The 18187-nt window shown below is 59.3% G+C and carries 21 protein-coding genes; 2 read left to right on the top strand and 19 right to left on the bottom strand.

Annotated elements, in window-relative coordinates:
• Positions 1-24: 24 nt before the first annotated feature.
• Complete coding sequence (pdeM, locus tag GOW56_RS08735; RefSeq protein WP_171205635.1) at positions 25-687, top strand: ligase-associated DNA damage response endonuclease PdeM; 663 nt, start codon at positions 25-27, stop codon at positions 685-687.
• Between the two features lie 2 nt (positions 688-689).
• Here the strand turns inward: pdeM and GOW56_RS08730 are convergent, their stop codons facing one another.
• From GOW56_RS08730 to ruvC, 18 genes are all read right to left on the bottom strand, one after another.
• Positions 690-1310: a LytTR family DNA-binding domain-containing protein gene (locus tag GOW56_RS08730; RefSeq protein WP_253285386.1), complete on the bottom strand. Its 621-nt coding sequence runs from the start codon at positions 1308-1310 to the stop codon at positions 690-692.
• Between the two features lie 342 nt (positions 1311-1652).
• Positions 1653-2543, bottom strand: a complete 891-nt coding sequence (folD, locus tag GOW56_RS08725; protein WP_171205634.1) for a bifunctional methylenetetrahydrofolate dehydrogenase/methenyltetrahydrofolate cyclohydrolase FolD — start codon at positions 2541-2543, stop codon at positions 1653-1655.
• Positions 2544-2596: 53 nt separating this feature from the next.
• A complete protein-coding gene (locus tag GOW56_RS08720; protein ID WP_171117503.1) occupies positions 2597-2902 on the bottom strand; it encodes a chorismate mutase in 306 nt (101 codons plus the stop codon).
• Positions 2903-2962: 60 nt separating this feature from the next.
• Positions 2963-4639: a formate--tetrahydrofolate ligase gene (locus tag GOW56_RS08715; protein ID WP_171205633.1), complete on the bottom strand. Its 1677-nt coding sequence runs from the start codon at positions 4637-4639 to the stop codon at positions 2963-2965.
• Between the two features lie 144 nt (positions 4640-4783).
• Positions 4784-5380, bottom strand: coding sequence for an MOSC domain-containing protein (locus tag GOW56_RS08710; RefSeq protein WP_171205632.1), 597 nt, complete (start codon positions 5378-5380; stop codon positions 4784-4786).
• A 97-nt stretch (positions 5381-5477) separates the two neighbouring features.
• The gene (gene ftsH, locus GOW56_RS08705; protein WP_171205631.1) at positions 5478-7394 is read right to left on the bottom strand and encodes an ATP-dependent zinc metalloprotease FtsH; all 1917 of its coding nucleotides are present in this window, start codon (positions 7392-7394) and stop codon (positions 5478-5480) included.
• Between the two features lie 75 nt (positions 7395-7469).
• Positions 7470-8729 (bottom strand): tRNA lysidine(34) synthetase TilS, encoded by a 1260-nt coding sequence (tilS, locus tag GOW56_RS08700; protein ID WP_371807890.1) that lies wholly within the window; start codon positions 8727-8729, stop codon positions 7470-7472.
• A complete protein-coding gene (gene ybgF, locus GOW56_RS08695) occupies positions 8720-9544 on the bottom strand; it encodes a tol-pal system protein YbgF (protein WP_152457230.1) in 825 nt (274 codons plus the stop codon). The genes tilS and ybgF overlap by 10 nt, the downstream gene beginning before the upstream one ends.
• Positions 9545-9548: 4 nt before the next feature.
• Positions 9549-10055: a peptidoglycan-associated lipoprotein Pal gene (gene pal / locus GOW56_RS08690; protein ID WP_152457229.1), complete on the bottom strand. Its 507-nt coding sequence runs from the start codon at positions 10053-10055 to the stop codon at positions 9549-9551.
• A 72-nt stretch (positions 10056-10127) separates the two neighbouring features.
• Positions 10128-11447: a Tol-Pal system beta propeller repeat protein TolB gene (gene tolB, locus GOW56_RS08685; protein WP_171117493.1), complete on the bottom strand. Its 1320-nt coding sequence runs from the start codon at positions 11445-11447 to the stop codon at positions 10128-10130.
• On the bottom strand, positions 11444-12547 hold the full coding sequence (locus tag GOW56_RS08680; RefSeq protein ID WP_171205630.1) for an energy transducer TonB: 1104 nt from the start codon (positions 12545-12547) through the stop codon (positions 11444-11446). Before GOW56_RS08680 ends, tolB begins: the two co-directional genes overlap by 4 nt.
• Positions 12548-12556: 9 nt before the next feature.
• Positions 12557-13033, bottom strand: a complete 477-nt coding sequence (gene tolR / locus GOW56_RS08675; protein WP_152457226.1) for a protein TolR — start codon at positions 13031-13033, stop codon at positions 12557-12559.
• Positions 13034-13035: 2 nt separating this feature from the next.
• Positions 13036-13731 (bottom strand): protein TolQ, encoded by a 696-nt coding sequence (gene tolQ, locus GOW56_RS08670; protein WP_171205629.1) that lies wholly within the window; start codon positions 13729-13731, stop codon positions 13036-13038.
• Positions 13732-13841: 110 nt separating this feature from the next.
• The gene (gene ybgC / locus GOW56_RS08665) at positions 13842-14225 is read right to left on the bottom strand and encodes a tol-pal system-associated acyl-CoA thioesterase (protein ID WP_171205628.1); all 384 of its coding nucleotides are present in this window, start codon (positions 14223-14225) and stop codon (positions 13842-13844) included.
• The gene (locus GOW56_RS08660) at positions 14222-14845 is read right to left on the bottom strand and encodes a hypothetical protein (protein ID WP_171171017.1); all 624 of its coding nucleotides are present in this window, start codon (positions 14843-14845) and stop codon (positions 14222-14224) included. The genes ybgC and GOW56_RS08660 overlap by 4 nt, the downstream gene beginning before the upstream one ends.
• Positions 14846-14908: 63 nt before the next feature.
• Positions 14909-15928 carry a Holliday junction branch migration DNA helicase RuvB gene (gene ruvB / locus GOW56_RS08655; RefSeq protein ID WP_171205627.1) on the bottom strand — a complete coding sequence of 340 codons (1020 nt, stop codon included), beginning with the start codon at positions 15926-15928 and terminating at the stop codon, positions 14909-14911.
• Between the two features lie 4 nt (positions 15929-15932).
• The gene (gene ruvA, locus GOW56_RS08650; RefSeq protein ID WP_170344968.1) at positions 15933-16610 is read right to left on the bottom strand and encodes a Holliday junction branch migration protein RuvA; all 678 of its coding nucleotides are present in this window, start codon (positions 16608-16610) and stop codon (positions 15933-15935) included.
• Positions 16607-17104 (bottom strand): crossover junction endodeoxyribonuclease RuvC, encoded by a 498-nt coding sequence (gene ruvC / locus GOW56_RS08645; RefSeq protein WP_170344967.1) that lies wholly within the window; start codon positions 17102-17104, stop codon positions 16607-16609. Before ruvC ends, ruvA begins: the two co-directional genes overlap by 4 nt.
• A gap of 333 nt (positions 17105-17437) precedes the next feature.
• Between ruvC and GOW56_RS08640 the strand changes: the two genes are divergently transcribed.
• Positions 17438-17653, top strand: a complete 216-nt coding sequence (locus GOW56_RS08640; RefSeq protein ID WP_152457219.1) for a DUF1127 domain-containing protein — start codon at positions 17438-17440, stop codon at positions 17651-17653.
• Between the two features lie 113 nt (positions 17654-17766).
• Here the strand turns inward: GOW56_RS08640 and GOW56_RS08635 are convergent, their stop codons facing one another.
• Entirely contained in the window at positions 17767-18123 is a 357-nt protein-coding gene (locus GOW56_RS08635) for a hypothetical protein (protein ID WP_224857539.1), read from the bottom strand.
• Positions 18124-18187: the final 64 nt, after the last annotated feature.

Below are 18187 nucleotides of genomic sequence, written 5' to 3'. Positions count from 1 at the left end.
GTGGAATCAGGCCAAGAACGTATCATGAACGTGTGCAAGTTTTCCTTTGCAGGCCAGCAACTCGCTGCGTTGCCGTCTGGCGCATTATGGTGGCCGGCGCGGCGACTGCTCTGTGTTTCGGACCTGCATCTGGGAAAATCCGAACGTATGGCCCGTCGGCGCGGGGCTACGCTGCCGCCTTATGACAGTCGCGAAACGCTTGACCGGCTGGCCCGCGATCTGGAACACACCAACGCCGAAACCGTCATCTGCCTGGGTGACAGCTTTGACGATCTCGAAGCGGCCCAGGCCTTGCCCAACACAGAAGGGTTGAGGATTGCGACTTTGCAGGCCGGGCGCCAATGGATCTGGATCGAAGGCAATCACGATCCCGGCCCGATCGAGATGGGGGGCTCTCATCTGGTCGAATGGCAGTGCGGCCCTCTCGTCTTTCGTCACATCGCCCAGGATCGGCCGCAAGGTGAAGTTTCAGGCCATTTTCATCCGAAAGCACAGATTCGGACGAAAGGCAGGCACATTTCCCGACCTGCCTTTCTGCTGGACAGAAATCGGCTGATCCTGCCTGCCTACGGAACTTACACCGGGGGGTTGCGCAGTTCGGATCGGGCACTTTCCGATCTCATGGGCTCGGACGCCATGGCCATTCTGACGGGCCAGCAACCACAGATGATTCCAATGCCGCGTTGAGTTCAGATCAACCCGTCTTCTTCCAATTTCGGTTTGTACTTGCGGCTTACTGGAACCAGATCGCCGTTCATCAGGCGCAAAAAGGTTTTGCCCCCCGATTTTTCAACCCCTACGATGGACGCGTCCACCACCCAATGTGAACGGTGCGAACAGTGTCCGGGAACCGGCTCCATCTCGGCAATTGCGTCCGTAAAGCGTGAGCGGACCGTGAACGTGCCTTCCGAAGTGACAATATCCACATTGTGGTCCCTGACCGTCAAACGATGGATTTGACCATGGAAGTCAGGCGGCAGACGCCTGATCAGGCGCGGCCTCTCGGTTTCAGGTGTCGAGGCCATCAATGGGTTCAGATCATTGCGTTGCACAAGAACCAAGCCCGTTGCAAACAGGACCCCATATACCGCGACGGTCTGGGCGCCTGGTGCCATGTGACCTCCGCAGGTGAACAGGATCCATGCCAACATCCAAAGGGACGGCGTGAACAGAACCAGGATCAGTGCCGCGAATGCCAGATCACGGACAGGAACATTCAACAGAACGGGGTTTTTCTGCATCAAGTTGCGCGCCAACCCGGTGACTGTCAGGGCAAGAACCATCACCCCGGTCCAGAAAAGAAGACGCAAACCGAAGCTCAGATCCGCGACCAGAAACGGAGGAAACGCGTAGGCAAGCAATGGAAGAAAGACAAGGCCCGCCGTCACTCGCTGTGGGGTGCAAGCATTCCGAATAGTGTTTATCCCAGACGTCATACCGCTTTTGTGCATGACTTAACAAAATTCAACCTTAGCACGACAAGCACTGAAGCACCTTACCTGTAACCAACTGGGAATACAGCGATATCACGATTTTTTAAGCTGTCAAACCCATTCAGGGCAAATTGACTGGAGCGTCCGATGATTGTCCCGCGAAGTCATGCACAACCGAGGAATGTGCCGGGCCGACAAGATCGACCCGACCAGATTACCTTACGCCGTCAAACCTTCTGGTTCGGGCAGAGCGTTGGCGCGGCAGCACGCAGTCAAAGTGTTGGCCAACAGGCATGCAATGGTCATCGGACCTACACCCCCCGGAACCGGAGTGATGGCGCCAGCACGCTGGGACGCGCTGGCATAGTCCACGTCACCGACCAGCTTGTTCTTTCCGTCGCGTTCGATGCGGTTGATGCCTACATCGATCACGGTCGCGCCTTCCTTGATCCAGTCACCCGGCACCATTTCCGGACGCCCCACGGCAGCCACGACGATGTCGGCGCGGCGTACGACGTCCGGCAGATCCTTGGTGCGCGAATGCGCGATGGTCACGGTGCAGCTATCGCCCAGCAGCAGCTGCGCCATCGGTTTGCCCACAATGTTCGAGCGACCGATCACAACGGCGTCCATGCCGGAAAGCGAACCGTGGTGGTCACGCAGCATCATCAGGCAGCCCAGCGGGGTGCAGGGCACCATCGACTTCTGACCGGTGCCCAGCAGGCCCACGTTCGAAATGTGGAAGCCATCCACATCCTTGGCCGGGTCGATCGAGTTGATCACCAGATCCTCGTTCAGGTGTTTGGGCAACGGCAACTGGACCAGAATGCCATGCACGGCCGGGTCGTTGTTCAGCTTGTCAATCAGCGCCAGCAGATCTTCCTCGGATGTATCGACGTCCAGCTTGTGCTCGTACGAATTCATGCCGACTTCAACGGTCATTTTGCCCTTCGAACGGACATAGACCTGGCTGGCGGGGTCTTCGCCCACAAGAACCACGGCCAGGCCGGGGGTGATGCCGTTTTCTTCTTTCAGCTTTGCGACCTGATCGGCAACTTGACCGCGCACTTTTGCGGCAAAGGCCTTACCGTCGATAACCTGAGCTACCATACTTCGATCCCTTCTTTCAAAAAACGGATCGGGCGCACAGAACGCCCGGTCAGTCAGTCGGTGCCAATCACGCGCTCTTCGCGTGCAATCGACCAGTCAATCAATATGCGCCATAGCTTCTCGGCCAGATCCGGGTCCATCCCCAGCGCGTCCGAACTTGCACGCACGCGTTGCACCACCTCTTCGACACGTTCCGGGATTCGGGCCGGAAGGCCCTCGCCCGGTTTCAGCTGCGACGCGCGGTCAATATATGTCGCGCGCGTTACCAACATTTCGATCAGTTGGCGATCCAGCTTGTCGATCTCAGCCCGCAGCTCCTGCATCGTGTTGCAGTTCTGAGGCGGTGTCAGAGTGGGCATCGTCATCTCCTCATGGCCCGGGAATGAATCCCCGGACCACGAGATGTCCTATTCGGCGGCTTAGAACAAGCCCTCGATCTCACCTGCGTCATTGAGGCAGATGGTTTCGGCAGCCGGCTTGCGGGGCAGACCAGGCATGGTCATGATCTCGCCGCAGACGACCACGATGAAGCCCGCGCCCGCGCTCAGGCGTACCTCGCGCACCGGAACCGAATGGCCCGTGGGTGCGCCCCGCAGGGTGGGATCGGTCGAGAAGGAATACTGCGTCTTGGCCATGCAGACCGGCAGGTTGCCATATCCGGCTTCTTCCCATTCACGCAGCTGGTTGCGGATCTTGTTGTCAGCCAGAACCTCGTCAGCGCGGTAGATACGCTTGGCGATGGTTTCGATCTTCTCGAACAGAGGCATATCGTCGGGGTAGATCGGTGCGAAGTTCGCGGTGCCGCCTTCGACGATTTCGACGACTTTCTCGGCCAACGGCGCAGACCCTTCGGAACCCAGTTCCCAGTGACGCGACAGAACCGCCTCGACGCCGTGCTCGCCGCAATAGTCTTTCACCGCCAGAACTTCGGCATCGGTATCGGTGACGAAGTGGTTGATGGCGACGACAACCGGTACACCGAAGGATTTAACGTTCTCGATGTGACGGCCCAGGTTGGCACAGCCTGATTTGACGGCCTCAACGTTTTCCGCACCCAGATCGGCCTTGGCAACGCCGCCGTTCATCTTCATCGCGCGCACGGTCGCAACCAGAACAACTGCCGACGGGGCAATGCCCGCCTTGCGGCATTTGATGTTCATGAACTTCTCGGCACCCAGATCCGCACCGAAACCGGCTTCGGTCACGACATAGTCGGCGACTTTCAGAGCGGTCTTGGTCGCGATGACCGAGTTACAGCCATGCGCGATGTTCGCGAACGGGCCGCCATGGACGAAGGCCGGGTTGTTTTCCAGCGTCTGCACCAGGTTCGGCTGCATCGCGTCCTTCAGCAGAACGGTCATTGCGCCTTCGGCCTTGATGTCACGGCAGTAGACCGGTGTCTTGTCGCGGCGATAAGCAACGATGATGTCGCCCAGACGCTTTTCCAGGTCTTTCAGGTCGTTCGCCAGGCAGAGGATCGCCATGACCTCGGACGCCACGGTGATGTCAAAACCTGCCTCACGCGGGAAGCCGTTCGACACACCACCCAGGCTGGCGGTGATCTGACGCAGGGCACGGTCGTTCATATCGACCACGCGGCGCCACGCGACGCGGCGGGTGTCGATCTCTTGCTCGTTGCCCCAATAGATGTGGTTGTCGATCATTGCCGACAGCAGCGAGTGAGCCGAGGTGATGGCGTGGAAGTCACCGGTGAAGTGCAGGTTCATCTCTTCCATCGGAACGACCTGCGCATAACCGCCTCCCGCGGCGCCGCCCTTCATGCCGAAGTTCGGGCCAAGCGAGGCTTCGCGGATACAGATCATCGCGTTCTTGCCGATGCGGTTGAGACCGTCACCCAGACCCACTGTGGTCGTGGTCTTGCCCTCACCTGCCGGGGTCGGGTTGATGGCAGTCACCAGGATCAGCTTGCCGTCTTCGCGGTCCTGCACCGAGTTGATGAAGTTCTGGCTGACCTTCGCCTTGTCATGGCCGTAAGGCAGCAGATCCGCAGAGTCGATGCCGATCTTGGCACCGATTTCCTGAATCGGCTTTTTGTTCGCTTCGCGGGCGATTTCGATATCGGATTTGTAGCTCATTGGCCGGGGTCCTTGATTGAATACCGTGCAAAACCGACGCGGGGCGTCGGCGCTGTGCATTCCATACCCTTGTGTACAATCCCGATAGCCATGGATTCCGACATTCTGGCGTCGCGAAGCGTCGTAAGTTCGTTTCAGGGGTTTCTAATCGGAAACAAGCCTGTTTTCACAAACCCACGCAGGTTGATCCGGAACAAACAGTTTCAGCCGATCCCCCAGTTGAATGCGCCCCGGGCGTTCGACCCATCCCGTGACGCCCCGACGCCCGACCGCCGCAGGTTTGAAAGCCGCGCCATGCCCCGGTTGATCCGCTTCGATCTCGCGCCCCGGCAGAACACAAGGGGCGTTTTCCATGTCCACCGTTATCGTCGCCCCGCTTGTTGCCTGAAGACGTGAAGACGGGGGGATATGTGAAAAATCCGGGATTCCGCGCAGCACAATGGAAGCCCCAAGATAGGACGGATCAAGCTGATCCAACCCCATGTCCTGCGCAATTTGCTGCAACTCCTCTTCGGACAAAACTGAAAGCTGACGCACGTTTCGAATTTCAGTGCCTTTCGGGTAAAGGTTCGAGACCCTGACACAGGACGCCCGATTAAGGCCTTCGTGGCGCTCACCCTTCACGCCGTCAAAACCCAGATCCAGCGTGTCAACAGCCTTGGCCCGTAAAGAAGTTCCCACAGAGACATGGCCAAGCCAGACTGCTTCGGCGGCAAATTCGGTTTCACGCAAAAATGGCATAGCCTTCCCTTTTCGCTCTTTTTCTTGCGTGCATATTGCCAGGCAAAACACCGATGAAAAGAAAAAAGACCCGGACGATGCGCCGGGTCTTTTTTGACTATGCGGTGGGTTCGGGCTCCATCCCGCCATCGGGCGGAGATTTCTTGGCCTTTGTCTTGGGAATCGCCGTGACACTGGGCGCGCTGCCTTCATCCGGCTTGTCGCCTTCGTCATCATCCTCGGTGGGTGATTCACCATTCATGACACGCTTGATCTCATCACCCGTCAGGGTTTCGTATTCAAGCAAGCCCTGCGCCAGGCGTTCCCATTCTTCGCGCTGTTCGGTCAGAATCTGGTGCGCGCGCTCATAACCCTGCTGGATAAGGCGTTTCACCTCTTCTTCGATCAGCTCTTTCGTATGCGCCGACACCGAGAACCCTGCGGTGTTGCCCTGATAGCCTTCGTGCGCCTCGGCATAGTCGATGTTACCGACCTTATCCGACATGCCCCAGCGCATCACCATGGCACGCGCCAACTGGCTGGCCTGCATGATGTCCCCGGCCGGGCCGTTCGAAACGTGGTCTTCACCGTATTTGATAACCTCGGCGGCTTTGCCGGCCATGGTCATGGCCAGCTTTTCCTCACACTCATCACGGTGGTAGTTCAGGCGATCCATTTCAGGCAGAGATACAACCATACCCAGCGCACCACCGCGCGGAATGATTGTGGCTTTGTAGACAGGATCGCACAACGGCAGGGTCAGGCCGACAACGGCATGGCCCGCCTCGTGATAGGCGGTCTTTTCCTTCTGGTCCTGGGTCAGCACCATCGAGCGGCGCTCGGCGCCCATCATCACCTTGTCCTTGGCGTTCTCAAAATCTTCCATAGTGACAAAGCGGCGACCCACGCGGGCGGCCATCAACGCAGCCTCGTTCACGAGGTTCGCCAGATCGGCCCCCGAGAAGCCCGGCGTACCGCGCGCAATGATGCGCAGATCGACATCGGGGCCCAGAGGCGTCTTACGTGCGTGCACGCCCAAAATCTTCTCGCGGCCTTTGATGTCAGGGTTGCCAACGGTCACATTTCGGTCAAAGCGGCCTGGACGCAGCAGCGCCGGATCCAGAACATCTTTGCGGTTGGTGGCCGCCAGAATGATCACGCCTTCATTGGCCTCAAAGCCGTCCATCTCAACCAGCAACTGGTTGAGGGTCTGTTCGCGCTCGTCATTACCACCGCCGTAGCCAGCGCCACGATGGCGACCCACGGCGTCGATCTCGTCGATGAAGACGATACAAGGCGCATTCTTCTTGGCCTGTTCAAACATGTCCCGGACACGGGATGCACCGACGCCGACAAACATCTCGACGAAGTCGGACCCCGAAATGGTGAAGAACGGAACGCCTGCCTCACCCGCGATGGCGCGGGCCAGCAATGTTTTACCAGTACCCGGAGGACCGACCAGCAGCGCGCCTTTCGGGATCTTGCCGCCAAGGCGGCTGAACTTCTGTGGATTGCGCAGGAATTCGACGATCTCTTCCAGCTCTTCCTTGGCTTCGTCGATGCCCGCGACGTCGTCAAATGTGACGCGGCCATGCTTTTCGGTCAGCATCTTGGCCTTCGACTTGCCAAAGCCCATCGCACCGCCTTTGCCGCCGCCCTGCATCCGGTTCATGAAATAGACCCAGACACCGATCAGCAGCAGGAACGGCAAGAGCGTGATCAGGAAAGACTGGAAGCCCGACTGCTGTTGCTTGACCGCCTGAACCGGGATGTTCTCATCGATCAAAAGCTTGGTGACCTCGGCGTCGCCGGGTTTGATCGTGACGTAAGTCGCACCGCTTTCGGTCGTATAGCGGATCTGTTCGCCGTCCAGCGTCACGTTCTTGACTTCACCGCTTTGCACGGCGCCGACGAAATCGGAATAAGTTCTTTCATTGCTCTGAAGCGTTCCGCCCGGTCCACTGAACAGATTGAACAGTGCAAGGATCAGCAGAAACAGAACGACCCAAAACGCGATATTGCGAGCGTTGCCCAAGGAAATTCTCCCAAAAGTTCCGGCAGGTGAGGAGCTGCCAAGTTACCTCTTAAAATAGAGAGGATTGTGGTATGTTCAATGCGATAAAAAAGATGCGTAGAACTCGGGCCATTCCGGCGTCGTGTCCGCGCGCCATCCGTTCGCAAATCCCGCAAGCGGAGCGGCCAGCACCGCGCCCCCCTTCCAGACTGCGGGCGTCGCACTCAAGGCCAGCCTGGGCCGGCCTGTTTCGCGCCATTCGGGCACCTGTCGCAGCCCGTCTTCACCCAGAGCGCGGATCTCGGCACCGGAAATCTCGGGCCCGGTCAAGACCCATTTGCCATCCCAAACTTCGTCACGTGCTGAAATCCGAGCCTCCACGGCCTTGAATTCCCTGCAAATCCAAACACTCATCCCTTCCGGGACCAACAGGCAACCGCTGAGCGACCCTGCCCGCCCGTCGGTTATGGCCTTCATGGCCTGCTCGACCGCCGCCTGACGCGGGGGATATCCCTGCCCTGCGATCCAGGCAAGGCATCCAAGCAACACGCGGCGTCGGATTTCCTTGGGCAATGCGGCAAAACCGGCCCTGTCCACCTTCACGTCGCTTTGTTCGACCTGGGCGACATTCCGTGCGGATTCCTGCGCAAACACACCCAGGGCTGCATGGGCCTGCGCCAGATTTTCGGCCACTCGCGACAATGAAAGCGCGTCAATTCCCAGTGGTTTGAGGCCGGACACGGCCTCTCGTGCCTTGATCCGGTCGAAACGAGGGTCCTGATTCGACGGATCTTCGACCCATGTTGCGCCGATACCGGTCAGGTAGGTTCTCAGATCCTTGCGTGTGATCCCCAGCATTGGCCGCAGCAATGTCACACCTTCCCATTGCCGGCTTGCCGACATGCCGGACAGTCCCGTAACACCTGATGAACGACCCAGTCGCATCAGCAACGTTTCTGCCTGATCATCCGCCGTGTGCCCCAACGCGATAGCGTCGATTCCGCGCTGTTGCGCCCAACCGGCAAGCAGGCTGTAACGCGCCTTGCGGGCCTCGTCCTGAACATTGCCCGATCTGTCCCAACCCGCCCAATGCAAAATGTCATGCGGCAGCCCCAAAGCAGCGGCCTGGCGCGACACTGTCACGGCCTCCTGCGCTGCGTCGGGGCGCAAGCCGTGATCGACCGTGGCCACAAAAAGGGCGATCTCTTCGTTTTGGGCGACTTGATGCAAAAGATGCATCAACGCGACGGAATCCCCACCGCCCGAGACCGCCACGCCCAGTTTAGGCGGAAGCCTTTCGGGAAGCCGGGCGCGAAGCTCTGCAAGCAGGTTTTCGCTGTGACGGTTCAAGAACACCCCAGCGCAGACATCTCTTGCGTCGCATCCGCAAACGCCGGAGCGGATGGAAAGCGCACGCCAACTTCATTGAGCGTGATGCAGGCCTGATCGGTCTGCCCCAGACGCCCCAGCGCCGCGCCCAACTCGAACAGCGCCTCGGGGGCAAATGCTCCTTCGGAATCTCCGGTAAAGCTTGCCAAGAACGCCCGTGCCGCTTCGCGGGTGTCGCCAAGGCCTTCAAGCGCATGACCACGTTTCAGATTCACTTCGGGCGCCAGGGGGCTGCCGGGATAGTTCGTATCAAACTGCGCAAACAAATCAGCCGCAGTCTGGTAATCCCCATCGGCCAGTGCTTGCGATGCCGCGTCGAAATCCGCCCGCTCGCCCACGGCCAGTTCACCCTGATCGGTTTGGGATGGCGTGGCAGGCGTGATAACGGCCGTACCTACATCTGTGCCCTCTCCGCCCAGTGTGCTGGTCGGTTCGCCTGAAATCTCGCAGTTTGCCTCAAGCTCGCACAGGCGGAACTCCAGATCTCCGATGCGATTGGTGCCGTCCGAGACAATGTTTTGCACACGCTGGTTCAGCTGCTCGGTCTGACGGGTCAGGCGTTGCAGTTCCGCTTCAATGGCGTCAACCCGTTCAAGAACCGAACTGCCGGACAAGTTTGGCGCTGGCGATCCTGTGGTGGAAAACTCGCGCTTCAGGCGCTGAATTTCCACATGCAGCACCGTCAGCTCCTGACGTATGTCGGCCAGGGTTTGCTGATCCTGTGCCTGTGCAACACCGGCTGTCGCCATGACCGCCGCCAATACCCATCCTGCCATACGCATTGTCTTACCCCAGTGTTGATCCGGTCAGCACAGTCACTGCGCGGCGGTTCTTGGAATAGCATTCCTCAACGCTGCAAATCTCGATTGGGCGCTCCTTGCCGTAGCTGACGGTTTTGAGACGGTTGCCAGCAACACCACGCGAAATCAGATACTCACGAGCGGCATTTGCGCGACGCGCACCCAGCGCAAGGTTATACTCGCGCGTACCCTGCTCGTCCGCGTGACCTTCGATCGTGGCAACAAAATCCGGATTGGCCAGAAGCCAGTCCGCTTGCCCTTGCAACACGGTCTGCGCCTGTGGTGTCAGGGTGGACTGGTCCACGGCGAACAGAACACGATCCCCGACGGTCTGCTGGAAATACGCAGGCGAACGCGGGTCACTGGGCGAGCCCGGTACAATTGCGCCTGTGCCGCCGGCACCGCTGCCGCCCAAGGCGGATGGGTCATTGTTCGTACAGGCGGCGATCACACTCAGCGCGCCCAACGCCAGGACTTTGCTCAATACATTCATTTCAAGTGCCTCGTGTTTTGATTGTTGCCGCCTGTCTACCACAGGGACGATTCGTTGTGAACTTTGCTGCGATCAATTCTGTAGTGGGCCCCATGACGGATCACTGCCGCCATCCGGTGTACGCACCGGGCGCAGGTTGCGGCCCGAGATATCCACCGAATATAGCGAGGCCCGGCCGCTGGCGCCCTGCGTTTCACGGGTGAACATGATGACGCGGCCATTGGGCGACCAGGTCGGGCCTTCGTCCAGAAACGAGGCGGTCAACAAGCGTTCCTCTGATCCGTCCGTGCGCATCACCCCGATGTGGAAGCGGCCCTGGTTTTGCTTGGTAAAGGCAATCAGATCGCCGCGCGGCGACCATACCGGCGTGCCATAACGACCCGAGCCAAAGCTGATCCGCGTGGCCTCGCCGCCATTCGCGGGCATCACGTAAAGCTGCGGCGTACCAGAACGGTCGCTTTCAAACACGATCCGGCTGCCATCCGGCGAATAGCTGGGAGCGGTTTCAATCGCCGGCGTGTTGGTCAGACGAGTGCTTTGCCCCGACGCCAGATCCATTTTCCACAGGTCCGTGTTTCCCCCCTGAATCAAGGAATACACGATCGACCGGCCATCCGGCGAAAAGCGGGGCGAGAAGCTCATGGTTCCGTCCTGCGTCTTCAGTTCCCGTCGTTTGACGCGGCCCACATCCAGAACATAGATGCGCGGGCTGCCGCTTTCATAGCTGGTGTAAAGCAACCGATCGCCATTGGGTGAAAAGCGCGGCGCCAGAACGATTGCCGCACTGTCGGTCATGTACTGCACGTTCGCCCCATCGTAATCCATGATCGCCAGACGTTTCAGGCGTTGGTTTTTCGGTCCACTTTCCGAAACAAAGGCCACGCGGCTGTCAAAATATCCGCCCTCGCCTGTAATCCGGCTGTACACCTGATCGGCCACTTTGTGAGCCATGCGCCGCCAGCCCTCGGTGGTGCCTGCCAATTGCAGCCCATTGCCCAATTCCTGACCCGAAAACACATCCCAGACCCGGAATCGAACCGTGAGGTTCTTGCCCGAAACATTGACTGCCCCCGTGATCAGCGCATCGGCATTGATCGCTTTCCAATCGGCAAACTGAACCGGAGCCTCAAAGCTGCTGACCCGACTGATGAAGGCATCCGAAGAGATCTCGCGAAACAACCCGGTTCCTGTCAGATCAGCCGCCACCACGCGCGAGATGTCCTGTGCATATTGCGCCGCTGACGGGCCATCGGGAACAAAGTTCGGCACCGCAAAGGGCAATGGTTCGATAATGCCCTGGTCCAATTCCAGCCGCAGGGGACTGTTCTGTGCAAGAGCCGGCGTAGACATCAGCGTCAGGCCGACAAAGAGGCTGGTCAGAAGTTTCATCATTTGATCCGCATCCTCTCGGGATTGAATGTAATCTCAACATCCTGCCAATGAGCGTATTTGTCAGCAGGCAAGTCATATCCTCTGGCCCCGCAGCGCAAAATCGCGCGCCGAGCGGCCTGATAGGCCTGATTGGCCGCGCCAGCAGACCCACCAGAACTGTCCAGCATCCGAATGCTGCCATCCACAACCGTACCATCACGGTTTAGCGAAAAAGCCACAACGACCACAGTACTCAGTGCATCCGTAGACAAAGAGCCCACATTCCAGCACTTGGACACGGCCAATCGCATCGCGTCCTTCTCGCCGCTGGTCAGTGGTGGGCCGGATGGCTGGGTTCCACTGCCCAAGGCTTCGGCCAGAGCGTCATTGATCGCGGCCTCGTCGGCCTGCGCGTTCGGTTCGGGCGCCGCCTCGGGCGTCTCTGCCACAACGGGTTCGGGCGGTGGGCTTGGGCGGTTCGGACGCACCCGCGGTCGCGGAGACGTAAGCGGAGACTGCTCTTTGGTTTCCTCTGCCTCGGTCACGATCTCGGGGGCCGCTTCTTCCGGCGCGGTCTGATCCTGTTGTTCCTGCTGAACCTCGGCGCCCTCATCCAGTGAAACGGGCGGCGTTTCGAAATCATCCGGTTTTGCCTCGGGCGGTGGTGGCGCTATGGCCTCGGGGGCAACACGATCGGACGGGCGAGGCTGCGCCTCGGGCCCCGGAGGCACAGGCTGTGCGACAGGTTCGACCTCGGGCTCTGTCAGTACCGGCAGCTCATCCGTCACGTCCGGTTCCGGCGGTGCTTCGACGATAACGGGCGCAGGCTCGGGTTCGGGTTCGGCAGGCACGACGGGTTCAGGGCGGGGCTGTTCCTCGACCACAGGTTCTGGCGGCGTGCTATCAGCCTGTGGTTCGGGCGGTTGTTGCAATGCCGCCGGCACCTCTGGGATCTCAGGCGCATCCCGCTGGGCCGTCATGGCCGCGAATTGTTCAACGGTGATCACGGACACATCCTGTACGGCCATCGGCAAAGGCTCGGACCGGAAGGTGCCGCCGAAAAGCGCCACTCCGATCAGGCTGACATGCGCAATCGCCGAAATCTTGGTGCCGGTATCCACCGTGCGCCCTCACTCTCCACCTTCGTCCAGCGTCGGCCCGCCCGTATCGGTCACAAGCCCAACGTTGGAAAACCCGCCCGCGTTCAGCGCGCCCATGACCTGCATGACCTGCGCGTAAGGAATCGCGCCATCGGCGCGCAGGAAAACCCGGTCACTGCTCCGCTCAGCGGCGATGGCCCGCAGCTTGCCGATCAGTTCCTCGCGCAACACGTCTGTTGTCTGGATCTGCACACGTCCATCTGCCGTCAGGGTTACGGTCAAAGGTTCTTCATTGTCACCGGGCAAAGCACTGGCGGCGGTCTTGGGCAGATCTACCGGAACACCGACGGTCAGCAATGGCGCGGCCACCATGAAGATGATCAGCAAAACCAGCATGACATCCACAAACGGGGTCACGTTGATCTCGGCCATGGGTTGCGCGCGCCCGCGACGCCGACCGCGTCTGCGCCCGTTTCCACCCGAGGATTGCTGAACCGCCGCGCCCATTGTCAGCTGTCCAACTGACGCGACAGGATGGTCGCGAACTCGTCGGCAAAGGCTTCGTAGCCGCCAACGATGCGGTCACAGTCTGCACTGAGCTTGTTGTAAAAAATAACCGCCGGGATCGCGGCCAGAAGGCCGAGCCCCGTTGCCAACAGTGCCTCGGCAATACCCGGGGCCACGACCGCCAGATTGGTATTCTGCTGTTCGGCGATTTCGATAAACGCATTCATGATGCCCCAGACGGTACCAAACAGGCCGATGAACGGCGCAGTCGATCCAACCGTGGCCAGGATTGGCAGACCTTTCTGCAAGGTCTCTGCCTCTTTCGCTATGGCCACATCCATGGACCGGTCTATCCGCGCGGTCGCTCCGGCAATCAATCCGCCATCATTTCGGTGCGACCTGCGCCATTCGATCATTCCGGCAGCAAAAATCTTTTCAGAACTGCCATCCGGCTGGGTTCCGATCTGCTCGAACAGCTCGTCCAAAGGGTTGCCGGACCAGAAGCTCTCGTCAAATGCCTGCGCCTCGCGACGGGCCGCGCGGTAATTGATCAGCTTCTGGATGATGATGCCCCAGGACCAGATGGATGCACCGATCAGCATCAACATCACCAATTTGACGATAATGGTCGCGCGGGCATACAGCCCCCACATGGAGAAATCGATCTCCTGCGCCAGCGCCAGCGTTTCAGCTTCCATGAACCTGCTCTTTGTTTTTGCCTGACGGCCGTTTGTTTGGCCTTGTTTTGCCAAACGCTAACGCAGTTGGGGCTGAAATGCCAACAGAACCACCCGTGACCCGCAAATTGTTACATCAATGCGCGAATCTCTGCCGGAAGCCGGATCGGCCTGCCATCCTTGTTGATGCAAACGGCAGTGACCGAGGCGCGAAAAATCTCGGTCTCGCCGCGCCGGACCAGCTGCGCCATGGTCAGCCGCACACCCGAGATTTCCGTAACTTCGGTTTCGACGATCAGTTCGTCGTCGAACCTGGCGGGCGAAAGGTAATCGGCCTCGACCCGCCGCACGACCCAAACAATGCCCTCTTCCCGCATCGCGTTCTGGTCATTGCCCAGATTGCGCACCCAATCCGAACGCGCACGTTCGATATACCGCAGATAGTTCGCGTGATAGACGACGCCGCCCATGTCGGTGTCTTCATAATAAACGCGAACCGGATAGGTATGTTTCATTGCAGTGGCTCCAACCGGGCAAACAACCTGAGCGCATGAGACGCATCCTGCGCCGAACCCGGTAAAACCGGATCGTAAGCAGCCCGAATCAACGCAGCAATATCGGGGCGCAGGATCGTCGTTTCGCCCGCCACGGCCAGCGGAGATTGCGTCCGAAACGCAGTATCGGACCAAAGCAGGATGGTCTGCACCACCTGGCTCAGCGCCAGCGTTTCCGCCGGTACCTTGGACAACTGCTTGTCCATGCGAAGAAAAACAAAAGCCGCACGGATCGCGCCGTCTTCTTCGAACCGGAAAATGCGGTACTGGTTTGCATCCGCTTCAACCAAGCGCCCGACCAACGGTGCCAGATCCGGGATCAGACGATCAAGATCCGGCACGTCCAGCAGCTCTTGCCAATCCCGGAAGAAGAAGACCATGCAGTTGGCACCAAGTTCGGGGTCGGTTTCGGCCATTTTGTGACCGGCCAAGGTGACAACCGCCTCGAAGGCGCCCTTCACAGTGGACAGCGTTTCGTCTTCAACACCAAACACAATCGGCACGATGGGTCGTCCCCAACGGGCAAACAGAAACTCACCGCTTTCGCGCGTGAACAGCGCCTCAATTTCTTCCGGTGTCACGGTCAGGCCTTCATCTTTTCGAAAATACTCTCGCCGAAGGCATAAAATTTCCAAGCGCAAGCTTCAACCGAACAGATCGCTTTGCCGTTTGGGTGCATTCATGCCCAGATGCGTCCAGGCCTTTTGCGCCAACATCCGCCCACGCGGTGTTCGCTGGATCAACCCCTGTTGCAACAGAAAGGGCTCGATCACTTCTTCCAGCGAGTCCCGGCTTTCAGACAAGGCGGCTGACATCGTTTCGATCCCGACAGGACCACCACCATAATTCTCGGCGATCAGTTTCAGATACCGGCGGTCCGCACCATCCAGTCCCAAATGGTCCACACCCAGCCGCGTCAAGGCTCCGTCAGCCAGTTCGCGGGTGATCCGCCCATCTCCTTCGACAATGGCGAAATCCACCACCCGGCGCAGCAGACGTCCGGCGATGCGCGGTGTACCGCGCGACCTGCGCGCAATCTCTCGCGCGCCCTCATCATCCGCCGGAGCGCCGAGTTTCCGCGCGTTTCGGGTGACGATCTCATGCAGTTCGTCCACAGTGTAGAACTGCAACCGGGTCGGAATACCAAACCGGTCGCGCAAAGGTGTGGTCAGCAAACCCATGCGCGTCGTGGCCCCGACAAGCGTGAAGGGTTGCAACTCGATCCGAACCGTTCGCGCGGCGGGCCCCTCGCCGATCACCAGATCAAGCTCGAAGTCTTCCATCGCGGGGTAAAGCACCTCTTCCACCACCGGGTTCAGGCGGTGGATTTCGTCGATGAACAAGACATCCCGCGCTTCGAGATTGGTCAGGATCGCAGCCAGATCGCCCGCTTTCGCCAGAACCGGCCCGGACGTCATGCGAAAATTCACCCCCAGTTCACGCGCCATGATCTGCGCCAGCGTCGTCTTGCCCAACCCCGGAGGGCCATGGAACAACGTGTGATCCATCGCCTCGCCCCGTTGGCGGGCAGATTGGATGAAGATGCGCAGATTGGCGCGTGCCTCGGCCTGACCGATGAACTCATCCAAGCCCTGCGGGCGCAATGCGCGGTCATTGTCCTCGGGCAATGGGTCCGGGCGCACAGTGGGATCAGCGTCTACCATTCATTCAGCCTTTCGGAGCCAGCAATTGCAGGGCAGCACGGATCAAACCCGCTTCGTCTGCATCCGGGTTGTTGGCGGCCGCCTCGGCAACCGCGGCTGCTGCATCCGACGGCCCATAACCCAGATTGGACAAGGCTGACAGCGCACCCGCTGATGCCGCAGCGGCCCCGGAGGCCGGTTTTGGCGTTCGCTTCGCAACAGGCGCTGCCTCGACAGGCTCGACAACTTCGATCGAAGGGCCATCCATCGCATCGGTCACCGTGCCACCCATGGCCATTACGCCCGGCGCCTTGTCCTTGAGATCCAGAACGATCCGCTGCGCCGTTTTCGGCCCCACGCCTTTCGCCGCCTTGACCGCCGCCCAATCTCCCAGTGCGATTGCGCGGCTGACACCGTCCGGCCCCAGCGCGCTGAGGATCGCCAGAGAGACTTTCGCTCCGACCCCCTGAACCGAGCACAAAAGGCGGTGCCATTCCTTCTCGACTAGCGAGAGAAAGCCATAAAGCTGCATCAGGTCCTCGCGCACGACCATATCCGTATAGATCGAAACCGCCTCGCCCACACCCGGCAGTGCGGCCATGGTCCGATCAGAGCAATAGACGATGTAGCCAACGCCACGCACATCGATCAGCACGTGATCCGCCGCGCGGTAGTCCAAGCGACCTGTCAGTTTGCCAATCATGCCCGCACCTCTTTCACACGCACCTGTTGCGTCTTGCCGTAATAGGCATGGCAGATCGCAATCGCCAGAGCATCTGCCGCATCCGGCCCTTTGGGCTGACATCCGGGCAATTGCAGTTTGACCATGTGCAGCACCTGCTCTTTCTCGGCATGACCCACACCAACCACGGTCTTTTTGACGCGGTTGGGTGCGTATTCCCCCACCGGCAATCCGGCCTGTGCCAGCGTCAGCAGCGCAACACCCCGCGCCTGGCCCAGTTTGAGCGTACCGGCGCCATCCTTGTTCACAAAGGTCTGTTCGATGGCCGCCTGGTCCGGTCGGTGATCGGCGATGACTTCGACAATCTGGTTGTGAAGAGACAACAGCCGCTCACCCAGATCATCCCCATCCGACTTGCACAAACCGTTGGCCACATGGCTCAGGCGGCTGCCATTTGATTCGATGACGCCCCACCCCAGGGTCCTAAGCCCCGGATCAATGCCCAGAATTCGCATGTTTTGCCTCGGCCTGCTCGGGTTCTGTGATCTTTTTCCAACGCCTAGCACGAAGCGTGAACATTTTCCAAGCGAATTGACCCAAGGCCTGAAAACGACACACCTGTCCCATGGGCGACTCAACGCGCCATTTGCGACTTCAAAAAGTCTGAATTCGACACTTTTGTGAACGCGTTTTCACCAATTTTTTAAGGGGATTTCATCCTTTTGCAGCATTGCAGGAAACGCATAGGACACATGCAAAAACTGAACTTGTGCAGGTGATTTGGCGGCACTAGATGCCGGGCAGATCGCAAGACTGCAAAGTGAACACCAACCAGAAGGAAACAGGATATGGCTGCACTGGACACCACCCGCTTCGCCTCCACTGGCTCGTTCGGCCTCGTTGGCCGTATCGGCGCATTTTTCGTATCGGCCGTGAACGCCGCCGTCGAATGGAATGACGCCCGCGTTACCCGCAACGCGCTGACCGGTCTAACCGATCGTGAACTGGAAGATATCGGCCTGTGCCGTGGCGACATCGACGCCATCGCCCAAGGTCGCCGGTGATACCGACCACCACTCGCATACGCCCCTTCCTCCTCCCTTGAGGGGCAAACAGAAACACCGCGCGCCCCGGGCACGCGGTGTTTTTCGTCCGAAAACTGAGTCAAAACTGAGATTCAGTATAAAATCTTGTTGAGTTGCACGGCAATCGCCTGCGACACCGGGTCAATCTGCATCACCCAGGCACCTGCTTTTTCGACCGATGTGCCTTCGTTTAAACTGTCGATCCGATATTGGTATCCGGTCGGGCCAAGGCTGGACAAAAGAAACGCCTTGAACGCCACAACACTCAGAAGCGTAAGCAACAGCACCCTGGCCGGCACTGCCGAGCTTACCCGCTGCGGCTTCATGACGACCAGACCATCCTTGCGCATCGTCGCGCGATAGCCACGGCTCATCTTTTGATGTTTTTTGTTCAGGCGATTAACGCGCTGAGTGAACTCCAGTTGTTTACCCGTCATGGCAGCCTCCAAAAACCGCCCCCCTCGACTTCAGTCAGAAAACGGTAAAAAGAGATTACGACAAAAACGTGGCAAA

The organism is Ruegeria sp. HKCCA0235A, from assembly GCF_013033235.1.
Lineage (GTDB): Bacteria > Pseudomonadota > Alphaproteobacteria > Rhodobacterales > Rhodobacteraceae > Ruegeria.
Note: the sequence above shows the minus strand (reverse complement) of the source record. Positions and strands in the feature narration are given on the sequence as shown.

Coding starts and splice junctions, on each gene's coding strand:
- pdeM (WP_171205635.1), top strand. CDS start 25: ATGAACGTGTGCAAGTTTTCCTTTGCAGGCCAGCAACTCGCTGCGTTG.
- folD (WP_171205634.1), bottom strand. CDS start 2,543: ATGGTAGCTCAGGTTATCGACGGTAAGGCCTTTGCCGCAAAAGTGCGC.
- GOW56_RS08720 (WP_171117503.1), bottom strand. CDS start 2,902: ATGCCCACTCTGACACCGCCTCAGAACTGCAACACGATGCAGGAGCTG.
- GOW56_RS08715 (WP_171205633.1), bottom strand. CDS start 4,639: ATGAGCTACAAATCCGATATCGAAATCGCCCGCGAAGCGAACAAAAAG.
- GOW56_RS08710 (WP_171205632.1), bottom strand. CDS start 5,380: ATGCCATTTTTGCGTGAAACCGAATTTGCCGCCGAAGCAGTCTGGCTT.
- ybgF (WP_152457230.1), bottom strand. CDS start 9,544: ATGCGTATGGCAGGATGGGTATTGGCGGCGGTCATGGCGACAGCCGGT.
- pal (WP_152457229.1), bottom strand. CDS start 10,055: ATGAATGTATTGAGCAAAGTCCTGGCGTTGGGCGCGCTGAGTGTGATC.
- tolB (WP_171117493.1), bottom strand. CDS start 11,447: ATGATGAAACTTCTGACCAGCCTCTTTGTCGGCCTGACGCTGATGTCT.
- tolR (WP_152457226.1), bottom strand. CDS start 13,033: ATGGGCGCGGCGGTTCAGCAATCCTCGGGTGGAAACGGGCGCAGACGC.
- tolQ (WP_171205629.1), bottom strand. CDS start 13,731: ATGGAAGCTGAAACGCTGGCGCTGGCGCAGGAGATCGATTTCTCCATG.
- ybgC (WP_171205628.1), bottom strand. CDS start 14,225: ATGAAACATACCTATCCGGTTCGCGTTTATTATGAAGACACCGACATG.
- ruvB (WP_171205627.1), bottom strand. CDS start 15,928: ATGGTAGACGCTGATCCCACTGTGCGCCCGGACCCATTGCCCGAGGAC.
- ruvA (WP_170344968.1), bottom strand. CDS start 16,610: ATGATTGGCAAACTGACAGGTCGCTTGGACTACCGCGCGGCGGATCAC.
- ruvC (WP_170344967.1), bottom strand. CDS start 17,104: ATGCGAATTCTGGGCATTGATCCGGGGCTTAGGACCCTGGGGTGGGGC.
- GOW56_RS08640 (WP_152457219.1), top strand. CDS start 17,438: ATGGCTGCACTGGACACCACCCGCTTCGCCTCCACTGGCTCGTTCGGC.